The sequence below is a fragment of the Paraburkholderia dipogonis genome (assembly GCF_042680985.1).
GTDB classification, from domain to species: domain Bacteria; phylum Pseudomonadota; class Gammaproteobacteria; order Burkholderiales; family Burkholderiaceae; genus Paraburkholderia; species Paraburkholderia phytofirmans.
Genome location: NZ_JBHUFR010000013.1, coordinates 347,217 through 367,283, shown reverse-complemented (window position 1 = coordinate 367,283; position 20,067 = coordinate 347,217). Strand labels below are relative to the sequence as shown.

Genomic DNA, 20,067 nt, shown 5'->3' with positions numbered 1-20,067 from the left:
GAACCTCGCGGCGTGTGCGTACGAAATCGCAAGCTAGGATTTCGCGGCGTTGCCGTTGCCATTTCCATTGTCATCCCCGATGACGCCGAACTCGACGGGCGTCTTCACGTAGAACAGATGCACGCCATCGGCGCGCAGCCGGTCGAATAACCGGTCGGCTTCTTCGCTCGTCATCGCCATCACGACGGACAAAGGCTGGTCCGCCAACTCGAAAAAGTGCGCGGAGTGAATGCGGTGATGGTGACCGATTCCTTCGCAGGCCGGTATCACCGTTGCACCGCGCAAACCGAGTTCGCCAGCAAGATGGACGAGCCAGTCGGCCAGCGGCTTGCCGTGATGGCGGCGATCCTGTTGAGTAAAGAAGGTGACCTGATAGCCGTTCATGTCGGTGTCTCCCGTCCGGCTGGATCGCTGCCGATATTCCCGTCAGCTGAGAGTTGGGGGCGCGGCTAACCCTGCGTCGCCGGTTCGGCGCAGTCGTTGGCATCGTCAGCCAAGCTATGAAATAAGTGTAGATGCCGGGCAGAACTACTGCCAGCTAAGGCTGCCGGGATGCCGGGTATTCCTGCTGCCAGCAGCGCAGGCCGAACAGCGGCACGAGCCCATAAGCGTGGTCCAGCATGTCCGACTGCAGTATTTCGTACGGTTCCCAGCTGGTTTCGCCGACGTAGAGAAAAATCTCCAGCGCGACGACGGGCTGGCTGGACTGCACCTGGCGAATCACAACAGGCATGTCGTGGCGGATCGCCGGATGAGCGCGAAAATGCGCGCTCAGATAAAGGCGGTAAAGGCCGAGATTCGTGCGGCGCTGCGCGCCGGCGGGCGCAAATGCCGCGAGCGGCGGGTCGATATCGCTATGCAGGCGGGCGAGCAGCGCCTCGTCGGGAAAGCGGACCGTGTCGGCGTCGAAATGAATCGAGTGCTTGACACGTCTGCCGCCCGACTCGGTCATGCCGCGCCAGTTCTTCACACCGTTCGTCAGCAAGACGTAGCTCGGCACCATGACGATCGAGTTATCGAAGTTCTGCACCTTGATCGTGTTCAGCGCAATGTCGATCACCGTGCCATCGGCGACGAAGCCGGGCACTTCGATCCAGTCGCCCACCCGCAGCATGTCGTAGGCGGCGAGCTGAATACTTGCGACGAAACCGAGCAGCGTCTCGCGGAAAATGATGATGAGCAGCGCCGTCATCGCGCTGAGGCCCGTGAGGAAGTAAGCGGGCGAACGCTCGAGCAACACCGAAATCACGGCGATCAGCGCGATCACATAGAGCACGATGGTGGCGATCTGCAGGAAGCTCTTGATCGGCCGCTCGCTCGCGGAGGGGAAGTGACTGTAGCGCTCGCTGACGCTGTCGAGGAACGCCAGCGCGGCGCGCAGCACCGTGTACACCATGTAGCAGGCCGCCAGCACCGACAGCGGATGCCCGAGCGCGGCGATCAGCGGGAACGTGATGCCGGAAAGCAGCGGGCCTGCCGCGTAGACGATCGCGGCGGGCACGAGCGGCGCGAGCCGATGAAAGACCTTGTGGCGCTCGGCGGCTCGCAACCACTTGTGCCGTTCCTGGCGCGCGAGGCGGCTGACGATCAGCAGCATGATCGAACGCGTCAGGTAGTAACAGATCGCGCTGGCCAGCAGAATCGCGACCAGCAGCGCCACGACGAGGAGTATCGCGATCAACTCACTGTCGGTGTAGACGTGGAAGTGATGCCAGTCTGGTCCGCTTTCGATACGCAGCGCATTGTCGAACATGGTTTCTCCCATTGCCGGCAAACCTGGCGCGGCCGCGGCGATTCACGACGCTCGCCGCTCACGCACTTTCTTTTCCACCGCCGCCGCAGCAATGTTCGCAACGTGTGAATCTGCAAGAAGGCGAGCTGCAACCGTTCCAGCGGCTCATGAACGGCACACCGCATCGTACAACTCGCGGATTGGTAATTGCACTGATTGAACGCTGCCTTGTCCCGGATCGAGATACATCATCCCTGCTCGATGCCAAGGAGGCGCGCGTCCAGCCGCCGCGCTAGCGCCGCGCCGCCCTCGCGCATCACCGCGTCATGGTTCCACTGGAAAACCGGTCGCAACAACGGCGCCAACGCATTCATCCATGCGCGTTTCGTATGCACGCACCAGTCATAGCGGACCACGGTCAGATTGCGCCCGTCGGCCGAAAAGCTCCACCGGCCGGCGCCTTCGACGTCGCCACTGGCCTCACCCTCCAGCGCGATCAACGGATCGACGCGCGTCACCCGCATATCGAACACGAGGCGATAGGGCAACCGCCCCTTCCACGTGTAGCGCTGAACGACGCCTACGCCTTGATCCGAACCCGCCTCCAGCTGGTCCACGCGCTCGACGTTATGCCACCATTCGGGCCAGCGCGCCGAGTCCTGGATTGCCGCCCACACGTCCTGCACTGGCGCATCGATGCGCCAGATGGTGGAAAAGCGGTATTCGACCGTGCGCAAGCTGCCTCCATTCTTAGTATTCTTCTAGAGATTCTGGCAGATGCTCGCCGCACTTGCCATCACAGGCGAAACAGCGAAACGCGCGACGTACGGGGCCTTTGTTAATCCGTCGGCCCCGAATAGGCGGATTTCAACGCGGCGATGTCGAGCTTCACCATTTTTTGCACGGCATGGGCAACTCGCCCGGCCTTGACTGGATCGGGATCAGCCAGCATGTCGAGGACATCGGCTGGAACGATCTGCCACGAGACGCCGAAGCGGTCTTTCAACCAACCGCACTCCTCGGGTGAACCGCCGCCCTCTAAAAGAGCGTTCCAGTAGCGGTCGAGTTCCGCCTGATCGTCACAGTCGACCATCAGGGATATCGAGTGGTTAAACGGATCGAGTGGCCCGGCACTCATGGCGATGAAGGGCTGCCCAAAGAGAACGAATTCGACAAGCTTCGTGGAACCGGCGCTCGGCACCGGAGTGACCCGAATAACGCGTGAGTCGGGAAAGATACCTGCATAAAAAGCAGCCGCCTCTTCAGCTTCCGTGGAATACCAGAGAAACGGTGTGATCTTTTGAATCGCCATGGCACATCTCCTTTCAGTGATGGCTGAATGCGCAGGCAAACCGCATGCTGCCATTGAAACGACGAAGGAAGACCATCGGAATCGACATGCCAGGAAGCAAAAGTTCACTTTCTTATCAGCGTCGGCCGCGCCTGCCGTCGATATGACTTATGCTAAGATAAAAGTTCGCGCACGAACTAAATTTCAACAATAACAGCGCCGTCCTTCGGAGCGCACCAGGTGAGGTTGAATCATGGATCATCGGCTCGTGTATCTGCTCAATGTGGGCCAAAAGCGCTTGCATAGGTGGTCGCAGACTCGGACAGCCGCAGGTGGAGTCACTGCGGCGCAGGCCGGCCTGCTTTTCTTCCTCGGAAAAAACGATGGAGCTCTCACGAACGAGGCGGCCGCGGCGCTCGATCTCAAGGCGCCGGGAATGAGCGGGTTGGTCGATAGAGCTGAGCGGGCCGGTCTCGTGGAACGCCACTCCGACGAACTCGATGGGCGTGCGTCGCGACTTTGGTTAACGGCCGCCGGACGCGCCGCACTCAAGCGATCGAAGTCGGGTCTCGCCGAGTTGAATGCCCGCCTGACGGAGGGATTTACGGAGTCCGAGATCGATGTGGTTGCCCGCTGGCTGACGAGTTTGCAGGACAGGTTTCCCGACGCCGACGAGGAAACAGCATAGGGCGACACCTGAACACGGCGGCACCGCCGTGCCGCCGTTTTGTGCAGCAGTGCGCGCCCCTCCCATCAGCGCGCGATCTTCGTGAAGTCTGGCCGGCGTTTTTCAGCAAACGCCAGGAACGCTTCTTTCGCCTCCGCGCCGGCAAGCCGCTCCATGAATGTGATGCTTTCCCGATCCATCTGGGCTGTCAGCCGCTCTGCGTCCCGCATGAGCCGTTTCGTTGCTGTTAGTGATCCGTAGGGCCTGGTGGCAATTTTCTCGGCAATCCGGCGTGCTTGCGCGCGCAGTTCCGCAGCAGGGACCGACCGATTGGCGATGCCCCAGGCAACCGCGCTATCCGCCGAAACCGGCTCGCCGAGCGCGAACATTTCGAATGCCCTGACATGTCCAACGTGGAACGGCAGAAGGTAGCTCGACGCGGCTTCAGGAACCAAGGCCAGGTTCACGAACGGGGTCATCAATTGCGCCTCCTCTGACAGCAGCACGTAGTCGCAATGGAGCAACATCGTCGTGCCGATTCCCACGGCCTTGCCCTGAACGGCGGCTACGACAGGCACTGTCGCGTTAGCCAGAACCCGAAGAAAGCGCACTACGTGACGTTCCTGCGGACCGTTGCCCGTAGCCTGCGCGGCGAATTCCGAAAGGTCGTTACCGGCTGTGAATGTTTCCCCGTCTGCCTGAATCAACAATGCGCGAACGTCGTCATCGACATTTGCCCGCTCGACTGCATCCGCAAGCGCGCCATACATCACGTTTGTAATGGCGTTCATTTTTCCTGGTCGCGAGATCGTGACGGTCAGCACGCCATTTGCAAGCTCTACATTCACTTCTGCACTCATTGCTTGATCTCCAAAGATTTGCTCAGACTATCCAGGGGTATGCACGTCGGGCACATTTGAGCGCACCAACATGTTCGCATGCGAAGTATATTCTATTCGCATGCGAAGTAAACGTGTTTGTCGTCGGCAGGTGGGCCCGCAGCAAGCTTTTCAAAAAAGCGCTTTGCCTGTCGCGAATCCCAATAATTGGTCTACAGATGCCCCAAAGCGCGAGCGAAAATGGAGCGAATTGCTCGCCGGTGATTCACTAGTCAGAGTAGTTAAGGGTATACATCGATTAGTAGCCAAAAGTGCGTGATATAGCATTTTCGAGGGTAGTCATGCGTACGCGCGTGCACGTGGGCATTTCGAAAGGAATGGTGCCCGGCTCCGGTGCCTGTCTTGCCGGAGCTTTTCCTGCTTGCGCCGTTACAACCAGTAAAACGTTCGACAACTGAGAGACGGGAGACTGAGATGGCGCAATCGAAGGAAGACAAGGACGAAGTACAGGGCATGCGTCGCGGACTGCTGCAGGGTGCGGGCCTGTCTGCAGCACTGGCGCTAATGGGCGGAATGGGTGGAATGATCTCGTCGGCCCAAGCGGCGGAAGGCGGTTCGTTTCCGGCGCACAAACGATGGAAGATCGTCTTCGTCAACCATGTCACGACGAATCCGTTCTTCGTGCCCACGCAATACGGCATTCAGGACGCGACCGCCTTGCTGGGCATGGACTATCAATGGACCGGCTCGGCCAACGCCGACATCGGCGAAATGGTGAATGCCGTCAACGCGGCGATTGCCGCGAAAGCCGACGCAATCGCAGTCCCGATCGTCGATCCCAAGGCGTTCGACAAACCCATCCAGGCCGCGCTCGACGCCGGCATTCCCGTTTTCGCCTACAACGCCGACGCGCCTTCGGGTTCCACGAATCCACGCCTTGCCTATATTGGCCAGGATCTTTATCTGTCCGGTTATCAGATGGGCGAGCGGATCGCGAACCTCATCGATAGCGGCCTGGTCGCGCTCTTTATCGCCACGCCGGGCCAGCTCAACATTCAGCCCCGGCTCGATGGCGCGGTGGCCGCAATCAAGAAATCGGGCAAGAAGATCGACGTGCAAACCATCGCCACCGGCGCGACCGTCAACGAAGAACTCTCGAAGATCAAATCCTTCTATCTCGGCCACCAGGATCTCAAAGGCATGTTCGCGGTGGACGCGGGCAGCACGCAAGGCGTCGCCGTGACAATGAAGGAATCCAATCTGCCGTCCAAAGGCGTCCACGGCGGCGGCTTTGACCTGTTGCCGCGCACGGTCGATCTGATTAACGAGGGCTTCCTCGATTTCACGATCGACCAGCAACCGTACGTGCAGGGTTTTTATACCGTGGTCCAGGCGTTCACCTTTCTCGCCTCCGGCGGACTCGTCGGGCCGGCCAACGTGAATACGGGTTTGAAGTTCGTCACCAAGGGCACAGTCGATCCGTACCTGAACACGTCGACGCGCTATGAAGGCAAGAGCACGAAAGCCCAGATCGTGCCACGCACGGGTGCGATCAAAGGGTGACGTCTTCCGTGACGGACGCCCAAAAACCCGCCAAACGTCCGAGGCGCTGGTCAGGCGCGCTCGGGCGATCCAGCGAGATCCGCATCTTTGCGGTGGCGCTCATCCTTTGCATTTACTTCGAGACGGTCAACCATGACTTTCTGCTGACGGGCGCTAGTCTGCAGAATCTCTCGCAGTTCATCGCGCCAGTGGCGATCATTGCGTTTGGCGAGATCATGCTGATGATCGGCGGGGAGATCGATCTTTCCGCCGGGATGGTCTTTGCGTTTGCGCCTTTCATCATGTATTTCGCCATCGAGGCGGGCTTGCCGCCATGGCTCGGGATGCTCACCGGCGTGGTGGCCGCGGGCATCGTCGGGCTGATCAATGGGGCGGTGACGGTGTACCTGCGCATCCCTTCGTTCGTGACGACGCTCGGCACCTTGTTCTTCGTGAACGGCCTCACGCTGACGATCTCGCGAGGCACGCCGGTTTCGCCACCGGAAAATTCAGCGTTCGCGGCATTCATGGGCGGATGGGGCTACAGCGAAATCATCTGGACGCTCGCGATCGCGGCCTTCATGCACGTGCTGCTGCGCCACACACGCTGGGGTTTGCATACGATCGCTTCAGGCGCGAATCCGCTGGGCGCGAGCGAAGCGGGCATTCAGGTCAGACGCCTGAAGCTCGGCAACTTCATTCTTGCCGCGCTGCTCGCCGGACTGACCGGCATCCTGGAAGGTTTCCGCATTACGTCGATCGATCCGCAAGCAGGCGGCAACCAGATCATGTTCCTTGCCGTCGCCGCGGCCGTGATTGGCGGCACGCCCCTCGCCGGGGGATCGGGCACGATCATAGGCGGGCTGATCGGCGCGGCGGTGCTTGGCATTCTCAACGACGGCTTCACGCTGATCGGCATCAACGCCTTCACCTTCAACATGATTCTCGGCGCGGCGATTCTCGGCGCCATGATCTTCAACATCCACGTGGTTCGTCTCGCACGCAAGGGGGAGCTGTAATGTCCGACGTGCTCGAGGCGCTGCGCGGCGAAGACATCGTCAAACGTTTCGGCGCGGTCACCGCGCTCGATGGCGTTTCGCTGACGCTAAGACAGGGCGAGATTCTTGGCGTACTCGGTGATAACGGCGCGGGCAAATCGACGCTGATCAAGATTCTGACCGGCTTTCATCAGCAGACAAGCGGCAAGCTTTTTGTCGGCGGCGAGGAAACGATGCTGCGCTCGGTCGATCACGCCCGTTCACTCGGCATTGAATGCGTCTATCAGGATCTGGCGCTCGCCAATTCGCTGAGCATCTATCACAACATGTTCCTGAATCGGGAAATCATCCGCAGAGGGCCGTTTCGGCTGTTGGACAATCGCGCCATGCGCGAGCGCGCCGCGGAGTGTCTTGAAGAAATCGGCGTGCACGTGCCTTCGGTCGACCTGGCGGTCGAGCAGCTTTCCGGCGGGCAGCGGCAGGCTATCGCGGTCGCCCGCGCGGTCAATTCAAATGCAAAGATACTGCTGCTCGACGAGCCGCTCGCCGCGATGGGCGCCCGCGAGGCGGGGCTCATCATCGACCTGATCCTTCGGCTCAAGGCGAAAGGCGGCTTGTCTATCGTCATGATCATGCACAACTACGCGCAGACGCTCGACATCGCGGATCGTGTGATGCTGATGCAACGCGGACGTGTGACTTATCAGCGTGAGGCAGCCAGCACATCCGTCGAGGAGCTGATGGAAATCGTGCGACGCGAATACCGCGCAATGCGGGCATCGACGCACTGAGACGCGCGCCGAACGCGCGCAGAATCTGCCGCGCGAAAATCATCTCCTGCAAAGCATCGACCGGCAGATTGCGGGCGCGTCGGCGCCGGACTAGAGCAAGCCCGCGAAGTGCAGCACGACAAACGACCCCGCGCCGCCCGCTATCAACACCAACGCGTTGATTCGAGTCGCCATCACCAGCACCGTCGCGATTGCCGCGGTGAGCCACGCTATCCAGCCGCCGTCGAGTTGCTTCATCAACACGTAGACGGCGGCCAGAATCAGACCGGTGGCAACGGGCCGCAGACCCGCCTGTAATGCGTTCAGCCAGCGGGCGCCTTCATGCCTGTTCCACACGTGCACGACACCGCACATCAGGAACGCCGTTGGCCCGAATAGAGCCAGCGTCGCCACGAGCGCGCCGCCCAAGCCGCCGACCTGCCAGCCGATCAACGTGGCCAGCAGCGAGCCAGGACCCGGCGCGAGGCGCGCAATCGCGAAGTCGTTGAGAAATTGCGCGTGCGTCATCCAGTGATGCACGTCGACGACTTGCCGTTGGATCTCGGCGATGATCCCTTGCCCGCCGCCGACCGTCACGATCGAAAGCGGCGCAAAAACCGAAAACAGTGCGATGAGATTTCTGGACACGTGATGTGGCTGGTTGAAAGTTGCCCGACTGTCGTTATTGCTGCCGCGGCGAACGGACGTATTCATAGCCGACGCTCAATGCGCCCGCTATCAACACTGTCCACACGAGCGACGCCCTGAATAACGCCACCGCCGTGAAGGTCGCGATCAGCATGAGATACGAAAACAGGCGCCGCGGCAGCCTGCGCGCGGCGGTGATCGCCATCGCCGCGGAAAGGCCGATCGCTCCTGCCGCCGCACCGGCCAGCGCGATATGCGTGAGCGGGAGATAGGCGATGGCCGAGAAGAACGCGCCGAGCAGCACGATCACGATGGCCGGCGGAAAGATGACTCCGCAAAATCCGGCCAGCGCCCCACGCCAGCCCAGCAAGCGATAACCGATCCAGATGGCGAGGTTCTTGATGTTGACGCCCGGCAGCGCCTGCGACAACGCCAGTCCGTTAAGGAACTCGTCTTCGCTCAACCATTGCCGGTCATGCACGAATTCGCGCAGGAACCAGCCGCTCAAGCCGCCGCCGAAACTCGTCAGGCCGATGCGGGAAAAAACGACAAACAGGCCTAGCGCGGTCACCTTGACAGGCGCCGGCCCATCGCCTTGCCCGATAGCTTCGCGTCCCGGTGCCGGTTCGAGAAACTCTCGGCCGTCAGTGCCATTAGTGTCGTTATTGCCGTTAGCCAATACCCTCTCCTTACGAACTGCGCGGCAGAGCCGGTGAATACGGACGCGCCATTGACGTTGTTGCGGCCACAACGACGCAATCACCCCGCCGAGCCCTGGTGCTAAATAATAGCTGCAATAAGCCGGCCCAAATCCCCCGTCATGAAACGACGCCAAAGCTTCGCCGCCCGCACGTGAGGGCGAACAGTGTCCTTGACACCCGTTCAGGACGGTATTTAATTTCACTATCTGGCGGGCGGGTCTAAAAAAAACAGAAGTACATTGACCTGCTGTTGCCGGACCTTCCGATGCCGTAATCTCGCCGTGACGGGATGCATCCGCTGCGAATCGAGCCGCTTAACGTACAGTCAGGTGCAGTCAAGTGCAATCACGCCGGAGACATGCCATGAGCCCGACAATCGATCGACAGTGGAAATGTTGGGCCGCAATCGCAAGCGCCGTTCTGCTGGTGTCATGCGGCGCATCGCTCAGTTCGAATACGGCGGTTCCCGATTCGATCATGCAGGTGATGCAAAAACCGGTCTACAAGAACGCGACGTGGTCGATGCAGGTGGTCGATCTCGACTCCGGCCATGTGATCTACGACCTGAATTCGAGCGCCCAGATGTTGATTGGCTCGGTGCGCAAGCTCTTTTCAGTCGGCTCCGCGCTGAATCAACTGGGTGCGCAGCATCAGTTCGTCACACCGGTTTACCGGCAGGGCACGCTCGATGCGGGCGGCACCCTCACCGGCAATCTGATCCTGCTGGCAAGCGGCGATCTGACCATGGGCGGCCGAGCCAACCCGGACGGCACGATCGCCATCACGAACTTCGATCACAACGAGGCCAACTCGCTCGGCAACGCGATACTCGCCACGCCCGACCCGCTCGCCGGCTTCAACTCCCTCGCGACGCAGGTGGCGGCGGCGGGCATCAAAACGATCAAGGGCGATGTCGTGATCGACGATCGCCTTTTCCAGCCGTTCGACTTTCGCGGTGAATTCAACGTGCGGCCGATCTTCGTCAACGACGACGTGGTCGACGTCAGCCTGAACCAGAGCGCCGAAGGCTCCGCCGTTCCATTCGACTGGCGCCCGAAGACGGCCGCGTTCAGTGTGCAATCCGCGCCCGCGACGGGCAGCGCGGCTTCGCAGCTGGATGTCGAACTCGCGCCTGAACTGCCTTCGTGCATCGGCTCGCCGGGTTGTATCGGCAACATAACCGGCAACGTGCCGGCCGGTTTCGTGCCGCCGCTGACGAACGCCTACCCGCTGATCCGCACGTTCCGCGTGACCGAGCCGTCCAATTACGCCCGCACGGTCTTCATCGAAGCGCTGGCGCGCGCGGGTGTCTCGGTTACGGCGGCGCCCGTTGCCGCCAATCCGGTTCAATTGCTGCCCGCGCAAGGCTCGTATTCGAGCGCGATGCAGGTTGCGCAACTCACTTCGCAACCGTATGAGCAATACGTCCGATACATCATGAAGGTCAGCTATAACATCGGCGCCGATACGAGCCTCATGCTGTTCGGTCTCGCACGCGACGATTCGACGACGCTGACCGGCGCGTTAGCGGCGGAACAGGTGGAGTTGTCCACGACGTTCAAGATCGCGTCGAACCAGTACCACTTCATCGACGGCAGCGGTGGCGGCGACTCGACCGCGAGCGGCACGGCGGTCATCGCCATGCTCAGAGGCATGAGCACGACGCAGGTCTTTTCGCCCTACTTCGACGCGTTGCCGGTGCTGGGCGTGGACGGATCGCTGGCCACCATCACCGCGTTCGAATCCGATGCGACGCTTGCAGGGGCGAAAGGCCAGGTGCATGCGAAAACCGGCACGTACGTCACGGAGAATCCGAACACGCCAACCTTACCGTTCCTGAGGGGACAATCGCTCGCCGGCTATATCGATGCGAAAAGCGGCCGCCGGATCGCATTCGTCCTGACGGTGAACAACGTTCCTATTTCGGGCATCAGCGACGTGCTAGCGGTCTTCCAGGACGAAGGCACGATATCGGCGATGCTCTGGAAACTGCAGTAATGCCGCGCGCCCGCTCTGCGCGGCGGGCCTGCTAAGGATTCCCTGACCCAAAGTTCAGCATCGCCCCCTCTCATTTTCTTGATCTCCTGACAGCCTCGCGAAAACTGGCCGCATACGATGAACGCACGCCGATCGTCCTTCATCCGAGTGCTGCCATGGTTCCGTATCTGTCTGAAAGAGAAAACTCGATCGAGCACGTCAACGCGACGTGCTTACGCCTCTTCGACAGGTGGTGCGAAACCAGAAGCGTCGTGCCGCTGACGTATCTGCTAAAAGCCTGGCCGATGATGAACGGCGACCCCGAAACCCTCCGGCGTCTCGCAACCGCGTTGCGCGAGATCAGACGGCAACATCTGCACGACTCCAACGACGCCGCTTTTCAGGAAGTCTGCGAGCTATCGGATTGTGTCGAGGATCTGCTGGACCTTTCATCCCTGCCAACGTGGCTGGCGAGCGGCTGGTAGCGCGAACGGCGACAGCCGCGCCCGCGCAATGCAATGGGTAGGGGAGGACAGCGTGCATTTCGACGAAATCAGTGACGAAGAGTGGCTGCAGCTCGCGCCAGTCCTCGCGGATCCCCCGATTGTTCACCGGCAGCGCGGCCGGCCACGCGCATCGGTTCGCGTGGTGGCGAATGCCGTGCTATGGGTACTGACGACCGGCGATTCCTGGTCGATGTTGCCGAGCCACTACCCGTCGGCGCCGACGTGCCGGCACCGCTTCGAGGCGTGGCGTTCGAGCGGCGCTCTCGCGGAGATGTACCGGATCCTCTTAAGCACCGGCCGCAGGTTTCGGTGCGGTCCGCAACTGACACTGCAACGCCGCGACGCCCTGACGCGCGGCATCGACCGCCAGACTCGAGACGAAGGTTGTCGCCGGGTGTTCTGGAGAGACCAGGCGTCGTGGCAGGCACCGCGCGAAACATGGCAGTCGTCCCAAACGGCGGATACGTTCAAGGATATCGCGCGCGAACTCCCGAATCCTGCCAACTCCGCGCATGCCTTACCCGAGTGCGTCGAACCCCGCGCGCCGGTGACACCCCTCCATTCCATCCATCGAATCGACTCGCCGTGGATGGGCCTCGCATCGAAAGGCCACACCGAATCCGACCCGCGCGGCTACGTCATCTACATTGCCGCCGATCGGCTGGCGAACGCCCGTTTCCGCGGATGGGCCGAGATCGTGCGCGATGACCGGCGAGTTGCGCGCTCAGGGCTGATCGGTCCGAGCTTCAAGAACTGCGAGACGGCACGGCAATACGCGCTCGAATGGGCGCGGCGGTGGATCGACGAAGAAAGCGGTGAAGACGGCGGCGCCGCCGAACTGGCCGGCGGCGTCCGTCAGCAAAAAACGCGCTCGGGGTGAGCCGCGTACCGACGCGGCGGATACCCCGGTGCGTCAATGCGTCCGATGCGTCGATGCGTCCAGCGCGTCAATGCACCACGCCGAAAATCGCGTTGACGCCCTCCGCGGGCGTCAGCCCCACGTCGAAGTAACCTTCCAGCCTCAAAGCGGTCGCGTCGTCGAGTATGAAAGGCGGCCGGATGAAGCCGGTCGCGAACGCGTGGTCGTACCAATCGCTCAACCACGCGCGCAATTTGGTTTCGTGGCCCGACAGCGTCCCCAGGTTGTCTGCGTTCATCGATAATCTCCTTTGTCCGGCCTCGTTCATATCAACCCACGAGCGGCTCGAAGCTCATTCTGCACAGGTTCTTTGCCGGCGGAAATACGTGCCAGGTACCGTCGTCGTGCCGGAAGAAGAACAGCAGGATCGGACCGTCCGGACGCCTGATTTCGACGCATACCCGGCAAGTCTGACCGTCCGGCGAACCATGCAGCGTAAGCACACGGACCGGCAGCGTGCCTGCCGTCGCCAATAATTTATCGCGCAGTCCGCGTAGTGAGCTTTTCGTCGCATCCACATCTGCCCCCGCACTTCAGGTTCCCATTTGACAATCGTGGAACAACGGCGAGGATTCTTCAGTCAGCAGCGCCGGATTGTTGATTCGGGAAATGCTGCTTCGAGCCTCAGGATATCCCTAAAGGCTCCGTCACTTCGTCACTCCGTCACCAAACCGTGCCTGACTGCATACCGGATCAGCTCGGCGTTGTTGTTGAGGCCGAGCTTTTGCATGAGACGCATCTTGTGGGTGCTGATGGTCTTGGCGCTGAGCGAGCACGATTCGGCAATCTCGTTGATGCTTTGACCGGCCGCCAGCATCCGTAATACCTGAAATTCACGGTCGGACAACACCTCATGCGGCGGCGCATCGCCGGAATGCGTTTCGAAGACCATGGCGTCGACCAGTTTCGGATCGATGAATCGCCCGCCTCCCGCCAATTTACGGATCGCCGCGAGCAGCACGTCCGGATCGCTGTCTTTCGTTACATAGCCGGTCGCGCCGGCGCGCAGCGCGCGCGACACGACTTGCGCCTCGTTGTGGATACTGAGCACGAGGATCGGCAAGGGCGGCTGCTCGGCGCGTACGCGCCGGATCAGGTCGACTCCGCTGATGCCGGGCATGGTCATGTCCAGCAGCACGAGGTCGAAGCGCCTCGCGCGCAGCCGGTCGAGCACTTCCGAACCTTGCGTGGCTTCGGCGGCGACGACGATATCCGTGGTCGTCGCGATAATCTGTTTCAGGCCGCCACGCACCACGGCGTGGTCGTCAGCAATCAGGACGTCGATCATTTTCTGCCCCGCCTGTAAGCGGAATGTGAATGGAAATAGCGGTGCCCATGCCCTGCGCACTGTCAATTGTCATCGCGCCGCCGATCAGACGCGCGCGCTCCTGCATGCCGAGCAGTCCGTAGGAATAACCTGTGCGCGCCATGCCGGGATCGAAACCGCAGCCGTCGTCGCTCACGTGAAGGTCGAGCGCCGCCGCCGTGCTGGTCAGCGTCACGTCGGCTCGCGTGGCATGCGCGTGGCGCCCGACGTTGGTGAGCGATGCCTGGACAATCCGAAATACGGCGGTGGCACAAGCCTCCGGCAGCACCGGTTCGCCTCCGTTGATATGCAGCTGGCAAGGAATGCCATGGCGTCGAATGAAGTCCTCCACGAGCCACTCCAATGCCGACACGACCCCGAAATTCAGCGCCACCGGCCGCAGATGGTTCGCGACATTGCGGACCATCCAGATTGTCTTCTCGACGAGTTCGCGCATGTCGTCGGCTTTGCGCATCGCGTCCGGATCCTTGCCGAGACGCATCTTCAGCAGCGACACGTCCATCTTCAACGCGGTCAGCAACTGGCCGAGTTCGTCGTGAATCTCCATGGCGATGCGCTTGCGCTCTTCCTCGCGAATCGCCTCCATATACGCGGACAATTCGCGCAACTGATTGCGCGATTCGAACAGCTCCTGCTCGATGCGCTTGCGCGCCGTGATATCGCTGAGGCCCACGTAGATCGCCGGGGCATCGCCGAAAGTCGCCACGCGCGCGGTCGCCATGGCCCAGAACGGCGAGCCGTCCACGCGCCGCATGTGGACTTCGCTGTTGTTGAAACTGCCCTCCGTGCGCAGATGCGATACGAGCCGGTCACGATCGGCGGGGTCGATATAGAAGTCGACGATATTGGTCAGCGTGCGCATGCCGGTATCGAGGCCGAACAGTTCTCGCAGCGGCTCATTCACATACAGGATGACGCCTTCGGGCATCGACGTGATGCACAGCGGGATCGGGCTGGTTTCGACAATCGTGCGAAAGCGCGCTTCGCTCGCCTGCAATTTCGCTTCCGCACGGCGGCGCTCGTCGATCTGGGCGGACAGCCGCACGTTCGACTCCGCGAGTTGCCGCGTGCGCTGCTCGACCTGCTGTTCCAGCGCATCGCGCGCGCTCGACAGTTCCGTCTCGGCCTGCTGGCGCACCGCGACCTCTTTCAGAAGCAGGCGGTTCTGCACGATGAGCTGCCTGTGCATCACGCGCAGGGCGAGATGCGTTTCGATGCGCGCCATCATTTCGTTGACGCGCACAGGCTTGGCCACGTAATCGACGCCGCCGGCCGAGAAACCCTCCACCATGTCTTCCGCGCCCGTCAGCGACGTCATGAAAATCACCGTGATGTCGCGCGTGCGCGCGTCGGCCTTGAGCCGCCGGCAGGTCTCGAAGCCGTCGATGCCAGGCATCTTCACGTCGAGCAGGATCAGGTCCGGCTGGGAAAACAGCGCGCGTTCGAGCGCCTCTTCGCCGTCGAGCGCAACGAGCACCCGAAAGCCGCGGTCCGTCAGGCTTTCCACGACCACGCCGAAATTCGCCGGCGTGTCGTCCGCAATCAGGATGGTCGGCCGTTCGCCGGCCTCCACGTTGGCCTCCACGTTCAGCTCGTTCATGGCTTGGGCTCGACATTCAGATGCCGCTCGACCAGATGGAGAATGGCTTTCGACTGGTAGTCGCGAGCGAGCGCGCAGAGTTGCGCGGTGAACGAGCGATAACGTGAATCGCCCGCCGCCACGCTCTCGGCCCAGACGATAATCTCATGCATGTCGCCAAGGCGGGCAAGATGATGCAGTTCTTCCATCTGTTGCCGAGGCACGGCCGCCAGACCGATTTCGGGCGTCGCCGCGCGAGTGGATAGCGGCGGCGACGCATGGCTCCACTTCAGTCCGAGCAAAGCGGCGATCTGTGTCAGCAGCGCTTCGAGGTCGACCGGTTTGGACAGAAAGGCGTTGACGCCCGCTTCGATGCTCATCGCCCGGTTGACTCCGGATGGGCTGGCGGACATGGCCACGATGGGGACATTGGCGAACTCCTGCAATCGACGCAGGTTGCGTGTCAGGTCGAAGCCGTTCATCTCGGGCATCACGATGTCCGTGAGAATCAGCGCCGGCCGTTCGCGCTGCGCCTTCTCCAACGCCTCGCGACCGTTTTCCGCCTCGACGGTATCGAAGCCGAGACGGCCCAGCAGATCCACGACAATCGCGCGATTGATCTCGACATCGTCGACAATCAGCACCTTCCTGCGCGGCCCCTCATAGCCCGTCGCCGTGGACGAGAGCGGCGCCGGCTCCGACGTCTTGCGCAACACGGGCGTCACGCTGGCTGCCGGCAGTTCGAAGCGGAAGGTACTGCCCTGCCCGATCTGGCTTTCCACCTCGATCTCGCCACCCATCGCGCGCACGAATTCGCGGCTGATGGCCAGACCGAGGCCCGCCCCGCCGGCTCGCCGCTCGGCCGCGCCCAGTTGCTCGAACGGCTCGAAGATCGTATTCAACTGATTGTGACCAATGCCGATCCCCGTGTCGCGCACTTCGAAACGAACGTGGTTCGACTCGGACCTCAAGATATGCAGGGTGACGCAGCCCGCATCAGTGAACTTCACCGCGTTGGCAAGCAGGTTGAGCATGACCTGCCGCAGGCGCCGCTCATCGGCACGCACGCCGACCGGCGCATCCCCGGTGATTTCGCAGATAAAGTCGAGACGCTTCTGCTCCGCTTTCACATCGATGATGTCGCGAATGACATCGACGAACCCCGCCAGCGGCACGTCGCCGATTTCCACACGCAGCTTGCCCGCTTCGATCCTCGCGAAATCGAGCGTGTCTTCGATCAATGTCAGCAGATGTTCGCCACTATGGCGGATGGACGACGCGCGTTCGCGCTGCCGCTCGCTCAATGCGGCATCGCTTTCGAGGATCTGGGCGTAGCCGAGAATGCCATTCAGCGGCGTGCGCAGCTCATGGCTCATATTCGCCAGGAATTCGCCTTTGGCCCGGTTGGCCGCTTCCGCCAGATTGCGTGCTTCGCGTTCGGCCGCCGTGTCCTGTTCGTCGCGATACGCGCAGTACAGCCGCGCGCCCATCGCGTTGAATGCGGCCGCCACGCGATCCAGTTCGTCCGGCTCGCGCCGTTTGCGCCGCTGGAGACTGAACGGCCTGGGCGGTTCACGGAAATCGTAGCTCTCCACCGTGCGCGCGATGGCGGCGACATGCCGCATCACGAGACGGGACAGAATGTAGACGATGAACAGCGAGATCAGAAAGGTGTTGGCGGCCTGAGTGACGAGGATCATCACCGCGGTACGCGTCAGCTCATGGTATAGGTCGAGCAGCGTCGCCTCGACGTAGAGCCTGCCGATCTCGCGCTCCTTGCCCTGCACGTTGTAGAAGAGCGGGAATTCGCGGGCGATGACGGGACCGGCCGAGCGCTGGCCGGCACTCACATAGGCCGACTGCCCCGCTTTGCCCGTCTCGCGAATTTCCACGGCACGAATGTCCGCGAGACGCAGAATGCCGTTCAACTCCAGTTGCAGTTGCGAACCGTCCAGACGCCAGAGCGCTTCCGCGAGACTGTCGCGATTGCTGCGATCGATGTCCGCAAGGCGATTTTCAATCTGCTCCACGCCGCGGTAGTAGTCGCCGTAAAGCTGCAATCCGGTCAATAACACAGTGACGACGCAACTGACCAGCAGCACGGTCACGAGAAGCCGCGATACAAGGCTGCTCCTGAAGCTGCCGATCAAACTCCACCATGCGTCGAACAGGTTGTGCTTCATACATCCCCGCGAGTGCTACGGTTCTTGTTTCGTCTATTCTGCACTCGTTGCCGCCGAGCGGCCCAGACCAATCGGTCGCCGCATCGGCAGGGAGGCGATTTAACATTTGCCTTCCCCGGCCACCCAGTCACTCTCATTTTCTGGACTGTGCCGGCGCTCATTCCGGATGAACGCGTTCCGACGAATCCGATGTGAATCTACATGACGTACAGGCTCGGCTCGATAGGCGGAGAATCGTTGATCGCCCGCGGCAAGCAGATTCGCGGATACAGCAGAATCTCATCGATGCACGACGTCAGCTCGCCGAGGATCGGCCGCACGCGGCCGCCGAGCGCGTCGGGGTTCGATATCCTCAGTTCGCGCAATCCGTCCGACAATTTTTTCACGGACGCGTACCCCCAATCCGGCAACGGCCAGCAGTGCAACAGATAGCTGAGCGGTATGACGCTTCTGCTTTCACACCAGATGTCGAACAGGCGCTCGCACGCGGTGTTGAGGAATTCAACCGCGACTTCGCGGCTTTCTGAATGACCGTTCATAACGGGTCCGCTGATATAGACGATTTCGATAGTCCATCCTAGGGAGACCGTTGGCATCACACAGTCAGGAAGCCCGGAAAAATGCACTTCCGATCGGCTGAATATGCCGTCAGGAAATCCTGAATGGTCCTGACAAAGGGATTACACGGTTTGTCTGCACTGGCAAGACGTGGCACGATGAAGCACCGACAGGGCGAGAACCCGTGCGGACAAGCGCCGGTTTGAGCGCATCACTGCTGTTTCGAGAAACTATCCATGCATCGCAGGCGCTTTGTTCTGGCCGCGCTGAGTGCGGCGGGCAGCACGCTTCGCGCGCGTGCCGCCCCTGCCGACCCTCCCGTCCATTTCGACATCGTCTATCCCCGCATCCGGCCTACCCGCGACGTGCAAGTCGCGTTTGCCCTCGCCGTGCTCGATCTGGCCATGAAAACGGCCAACGCCTCGTACACGTTGCGATCGGCCGACATCGAAATGGAACGCGGCCGCGCGCTCGCCGAACTGGCCGGCGCCGACAATATGATCAATCTGCACTGGACGAGCATGGAGGCGCAAGCCGAGCGCGGCCGGAACGTCGTGCGGATTCCGATACACCGTGGGCTGATTGGCCACCGGGTGTTCATCATCCGCAAGGAACGGCAAGCCGATTTCGACAAGGTCGAGCGCTTCTCCGATCTCAAAGCGTTCATGTGCGGCCAGGGACTCGGCTGGATCGATACGAAAATCCTGAAAGCAGCCGGTCTGAACGTCCAGACCTCGACCTATGACACGATGTTCGAGATGACCCAAGGCGGTCGCGTCGACTTTTTTCCGCGCGGCCTGGTGGAAGCATTTGCCGAACTCGACGGACGCCGGCAGCTGGAACCTGACCTCGTGGTCGAGAACCGGCTGCTGCTGAAGTATCGGTCGGATTTCATTTTCTATGTCGCAGCGGGCCATGAAGCACTGGCACAGACCATCGAAGCGGGGCTCGTCGCCGCGTATCGCAATGGCGCATACATGAGGCTGTTCAACACCCATCATTACATTCAGGATGCGCTCGCGCGCGCGGATATCGCATCCCGGTTGATCTTCACGCTCGACAACCCCTTCCTTTCCGAAGCGGACCGGAGGATTCCAGACGAGTACTGGATGAGCTGATGTCGCCGGCGGCGGCTTTCTTCCGTTGGCAAAGAAAGGGCAATGCCTGGGCCAAAATCAGGAAATCCTGACATCAAGCTGCTTCGGGTGCCGCCGTATACATGGAAAGACGGCGCGAATCCCCCGGCGCGACGTCGTTTCAAAGGCAAGCGGGGTCATTCATCGCCACTCACGAACCTTACACATGGACATCGACAGGTGAAGCCGCACACGTTCGTCCTACAGGCGCGGCTTTGCGATCGCGCCACGGCGCTCACGACGCGCATGGCCCAGGCGCATGACAAAGCGAAGCAACTGGTCGAGCGCGCCGAGGGCTGCCTCGCGGTGCTGGATCACGTGCGGCAGGGCACCTCCGCCTCATCCGACACCTCACTCGCTGACGATGCGGGTCCGCTCATCGCGGCGCTGCATCGCGCGGAAAGCGACTGGCACGATCAGCTGCAGATGTTGAAGGCGCTGCTGACCGAACTCATGCATCAAAGTCAAAGCAACCGCGGCGAGATCGAGTCGCTCGCCGCGCTTGCGTTTCGCTCGCAGACGACTCCTGAAGCAATCGCCGCAGCCGAGCGCGCCGCCGAAGCGCACCAGTCCCACTTTCAGGAACTCGATGAGCAACTGGAAGTGGCGCGCGCATGGTTCGAACGCTTCGATATGCAGATCAATGCGCTTGTCGCCCATTTGCGGAAATCGCCTTGAAGGTTCAATCAGGTTC

General features: G+C 61.4%; 21 protein-coding genes. 9 read left to right on the top strand and 12 right to left on the bottom strand.

Annotated features, from left to right (window positions below):
• Positions 1-33 precede the first annotated feature (33 nt).
• From ACFSNN_RS19240 to ACFSNN_RS19225, 4 genes are all read right to left on the bottom strand, one after another.
• Positions 34-384 (bottom strand): DUF190 domain-containing protein, encoded by a 351-nt coding sequence (locus ACFSNN_RS19240; protein WP_134463007.1) that lies wholly within the window; start codon positions 382-384, stop codon positions 34-36.
• A 154-nt stretch (positions 385-538) separates the two neighbouring features.
• Complete coding sequence (locus ACFSNN_RS19235; RefSeq protein ID WP_134463004.1) at positions 539-1,753, bottom strand: mechanosensitive ion channel family protein; 1,215 nt, start codon at positions 1,751-1,753, stop codon at positions 539-541.
• 227 nt (positions 1,754-1,980) lie between these two features.
• Positions 1,981-2,469: an SRPBCC family protein gene (locus ACFSNN_RS19230; RefSeq protein WP_134463002.1), complete on the bottom strand. Its 489-nt coding sequence runs from the start codon at positions 2,467-2,469 to the stop codon at positions 1,981-1,983.
• Between the two features lie 101 nt (positions 2,470-2,570).
• On the bottom strand, positions 2,571-3,044 hold the full coding sequence (locus ACFSNN_RS19225) for a VOC family protein (RefSeq protein WP_134463000.1): 474 nt from the start codon (positions 3,042-3,044) through the stop codon (positions 2,571-2,573).
• 232 nt (positions 3,045-3,276) lie between these two features.
• Here ACFSNN_RS19225 and ACFSNN_RS19220 point away from each other — a divergent pair, with 232 nt between their 5' ends.
• Positions 3,277-3,711, top strand: a complete 435-nt coding sequence (locus ACFSNN_RS19220) for a MarR family winged helix-turn-helix transcriptional regulator (RefSeq protein WP_134462998.1) — start codon at positions 3,277-3,279, stop codon at positions 3,709-3,711.
• Positions 3,712-3,776: 65 nt separating this feature from the next.
• Here the strand turns inward: ACFSNN_RS19220 and ACFSNN_RS19215 are convergent, their stop codons facing one another.
• A complete protein-coding gene (locus ACFSNN_RS19215) occupies positions 3,777-4,550 on the bottom strand; it encodes an enoyl-CoA hydratase (protein WP_134462996.1) in 774 nt (257 codons plus the stop codon).
• A gap of 453 nt (positions 4,551-5,003) precedes the next feature.
• On the opposite strand from ACFSNN_RS19215, the gene ACFSNN_RS19210 reads away from it, so the two are divergent.
• Genes ACFSNN_RS19210 through ACFSNN_RS19200 form a run of 3 tightly spaced genes read left to right on the top strand, consistent with a single transcriptional unit; the run spans position 5,004 to position 7,860 of the window.
• Complete coding sequence (locus ACFSNN_RS19210) at positions 5,004-6,092, top strand: sugar ABC transporter substrate-binding protein (RefSeq protein ID WP_134462994.1); 1,089 nt, start codon at positions 5,004-5,006, stop codon at positions 6,090-6,092.
• Positions 6,089-7,090, top strand: a complete 1,002-nt coding sequence (locus tag ACFSNN_RS19205) for an ABC transporter permease (protein WP_134462992.1) — start codon at positions 6,089-6,091, stop codon at positions 7,088-7,090. The genes ACFSNN_RS19210 and ACFSNN_RS19205 overlap by 4 nt, the downstream gene beginning before the upstream one ends.
• Positions 7,090-7,860 carry an ATP-binding cassette domain-containing protein gene (locus tag ACFSNN_RS19200; RefSeq protein ID WP_134462990.1) on the top strand — a complete coding sequence of 257 codons (771 nt, stop codon included), beginning with the start codon at positions 7,090-7,092 and terminating at the stop codon, positions 7,858-7,860. The genes ACFSNN_RS19205 and ACFSNN_RS19200 overlap by 1 nt, the downstream gene beginning before the upstream one ends.
• 90 nt (positions 7,861-7,950) lie before the next feature.
• On the opposite strand, the gene ACFSNN_RS19195 is transcribed toward ACFSNN_RS19200, so the two are convergent.
• Positions 7,951-8,487 carry a chromate transporter gene (locus ACFSNN_RS19195; RefSeq protein WP_134462988.1) on the bottom strand — a complete coding sequence of 179 codons (537 nt, stop codon included), beginning with the start codon at positions 8,485-8,487 and terminating at the stop codon, positions 7,951-7,953.
• Between the two features lie 34 nt (positions 8,488-8,521).
• Positions 8,522-9,091, bottom strand: coding sequence for a chromate transporter (locus ACFSNN_RS19190; protein ID WP_134465571.1), 570 nt, complete (start codon positions 9,089-9,091; stop codon positions 8,522-8,524).
• A 460-nt stretch (positions 9,092-9,551) separates the two neighbouring features.
• On the opposite strand from ACFSNN_RS19190, the gene ACFSNN_RS19185 reads away from it, so the two are divergent.
• From ACFSNN_RS19185 to ACFSNN_RS19175, 3 genes are all read left to right on the top strand, one after another.
• Entirely contained in the window at positions 9,552-11,186 is a 1,635-nt protein-coding gene (locus ACFSNN_RS19185; protein WP_134462986.1) for a D-alanyl-D-alanine carboxypeptidase/D-alanyl-D-alanine-endopeptidase, read from the top strand.
• Positions 11,187-11,341: 155 nt separating this feature from the next.
• On the top strand, positions 11,342-11,650 hold the full coding sequence (locus ACFSNN_RS19180; protein WP_134462984.1) for a death domain-containing protein: 309 nt from the start codon (positions 11,342-11,344) through the stop codon (positions 11,648-11,650).
• A 52-nt stretch (positions 11,651-11,702) separates the two neighbouring features.
• Entirely contained in the window at positions 11,703-12,551 is an 849-nt protein-coding gene (locus tag ACFSNN_RS19175; protein WP_244322940.1) for a transposase, read from the top strand.
• A 67-nt stretch (positions 12,552-12,618) separates the two neighbouring features.
• Here the strand turns inward: ACFSNN_RS19175 and ACFSNN_RS19170 are convergent, their stop codons facing one another.
• The 5 genes from ACFSNN_RS19170 to ACFSNN_RS19150 all read right to left on the bottom strand — a co-directional run bounded on the left by ACFSNN_RS19170 (position 12,619) and on the right by ACFSNN_RS19150 (position 18,218).
• Positions 12,619-12,828 carry a hypothetical protein gene (locus ACFSNN_RS19170; RefSeq protein ID WP_116122157.1) on the bottom strand — a complete coding sequence of 70 codons (210 nt, stop codon included), beginning with the start codon at positions 12,826-12,828 and terminating at the stop codon, positions 12,619-12,621.
• A 417-nt stretch (positions 12,829-13,245) separates the two neighbouring features.
• On the bottom strand, positions 13,246-13,878 hold the full coding sequence (locus ACFSNN_RS19165; RefSeq protein ID WP_134462980.1) for a response regulator: 633 nt from the start codon (positions 13,876-13,878) through the stop codon (positions 13,246-13,248).
• Positions 13,856-15,517: a response regulator gene (locus ACFSNN_RS19160; RefSeq protein WP_134462978.1), complete on the bottom strand. Its 1,662-nt coding sequence runs from the start codon at positions 15,515-15,517 to the stop codon at positions 13,856-13,858. The genes ACFSNN_RS19165 and ACFSNN_RS19160 overlap by 23 nt, the downstream gene beginning before the upstream one ends.
• On the bottom strand, positions 15,514-17,679 hold the full coding sequence (locus ACFSNN_RS19155; RefSeq protein ID WP_134462976.1) for an ATP-binding protein: 2,166 nt from the start codon (positions 17,677-17,679) through the stop codon (positions 15,514-15,516). Before ACFSNN_RS19155 ends, ACFSNN_RS19160 begins: the two co-directional genes overlap by 4 nt.
• A 197-nt stretch (positions 17,680-17,876) precedes the next feature.
• Complete coding sequence (locus tag ACFSNN_RS19150; protein WP_134462974.1) at positions 17,877-18,218, bottom strand: hypothetical protein; 342 nt, start codon at positions 18,216-18,218, stop codon at positions 17,877-17,879.
• A 255-nt stretch (positions 18,219-18,473) separates the two neighbouring features.
• On the opposite strand from ACFSNN_RS19150, the gene ACFSNN_RS19145 reads away from it, so the two are divergent.
• Together ACFSNN_RS19145 and ACFSNN_RS19140 are read left to right on the top strand one after the other, a co-directional pair.
• Complete coding sequence (locus ACFSNN_RS19145) at positions 18,474-19,355, top strand: hypothetical protein (RefSeq protein ID WP_134462972.1); 882 nt, start codon at positions 18,474-18,476, stop codon at positions 19,353-19,355.
• A gap of 198 nt (positions 19,356-19,553) precedes the next feature.
• On the top strand, positions 19,554-20,051 hold the full coding sequence (locus ACFSNN_RS19140) for a hypothetical protein (protein WP_134462970.1): 498 nt from the start codon (positions 19,554-19,556) through the stop codon (positions 20,049-20,051).
• Positions 20,052-20,067: the final 16 nt, after the last annotated feature.

What these genes read in the sequence shown, in the direction of transcription:
- ACFSNN_RS19240 (WP_134463007.1), bottom strand. Translation starts at nt 384, where the DNA reads ATGAACGGCTATCAGGTCACCTTCTTTACTCAACAGGATCGCCGCCAT.
- ACFSNN_RS19235 (WP_134463004.1), bottom strand. Translation starts at nt 1,753, where the DNA reads ATGTTCGACAATGCGCTGCGTATCGAAAGCGGACCAGACTGGCATCAC.
- ACFSNN_RS19225 (WP_134463000.1), bottom strand. Translation starts at nt 3,044, where the DNA reads ATGGCGATTCAAAAGATCACACCGTTTCTCTGGTATTCCACGGAAGCT.
- ACFSNN_RS19220 (WP_134462998.1), top strand. Translation starts at nt 3,277, where the DNA reads ATGGATCATCGGCTCGTGTATCTGCTCAATGTGGGCCAAAAGCGCTTG.
- ACFSNN_RS19215 (WP_134462996.1), bottom strand. Translation starts at nt 4,550, where the DNA reads ATGAGTGCAGAAGTGAATGTAGAGCTTGCAAATGGCGTGCTGACCGTC.
- ACFSNN_RS19210 (WP_134462994.1), top strand. Translation starts at nt 5,004, where the DNA reads ATGGCGCAATCGAAGGAAGACAAGGACGAAGTACAGGGCATGCGTCGC.
- ACFSNN_RS19200 (WP_134462990.1), top strand. Translation starts at nt 7,090, where the DNA reads ATGTCCGACGTGCTCGAGGCGCTGCGCGGCGAAGACATCGTCAAACGT.
- ACFSNN_RS19185 (WP_134462986.1), top strand. Translation starts at nt 9,552, where the DNA reads ATGAGCCCGACAATCGATCGACAGTGGAAATGTTGGGCCGCAATCGCA.
- ACFSNN_RS19180 (WP_134462984.1), top strand. Translation starts at nt 11,342, where the DNA reads ATGGTTCCGTATCTGTCTGAAAGAGAAAACTCGATCGAGCACGTCAAC.
- ACFSNN_RS19170 (WP_116122157.1), bottom strand. Translation starts at nt 12,828, where the DNA reads ATGAACGCAGACAACCTGGGGACGCTGTCGGGCCACGAAACCAAATTG.
- ACFSNN_RS19165 (WP_134462980.1), bottom strand. Translation starts at nt 13,878, where the DNA reads ATGATCGACGTCCTGATTGCTGACGACCACGCCGTGGTGCGTGGCGGC.
- ACFSNN_RS19160 (WP_134462978.1), bottom strand. Translation starts at nt 15,517, where the DNA reads ATGAACGAGCTGAACGTGGAGGCCAACGTGGAGGCCGGCGAACGGCCG.
- ACFSNN_RS19155 (WP_134462976.1), bottom strand. Translation starts at nt 17,679, where the DNA reads ATGAAGCACAACCTGTTCGACGCATGGTGGAGTTTGATCGGCAGCTTC.
- ACFSNN_RS19150 (WP_134462974.1), bottom strand. Translation starts at nt 18,218, where the DNA reads ATGAACGGTCATTCAGAAAGCCGCGAAGTCGCGGTTGAATTCCTCAAC.
- ACFSNN_RS19145 (WP_134462972.1), top strand. Translation starts at nt 18,474, where the DNA reads ATGCATCGCAGGCGCTTTGTTCTGGCCGCGCTGAGTGCGGCGGGCAGC.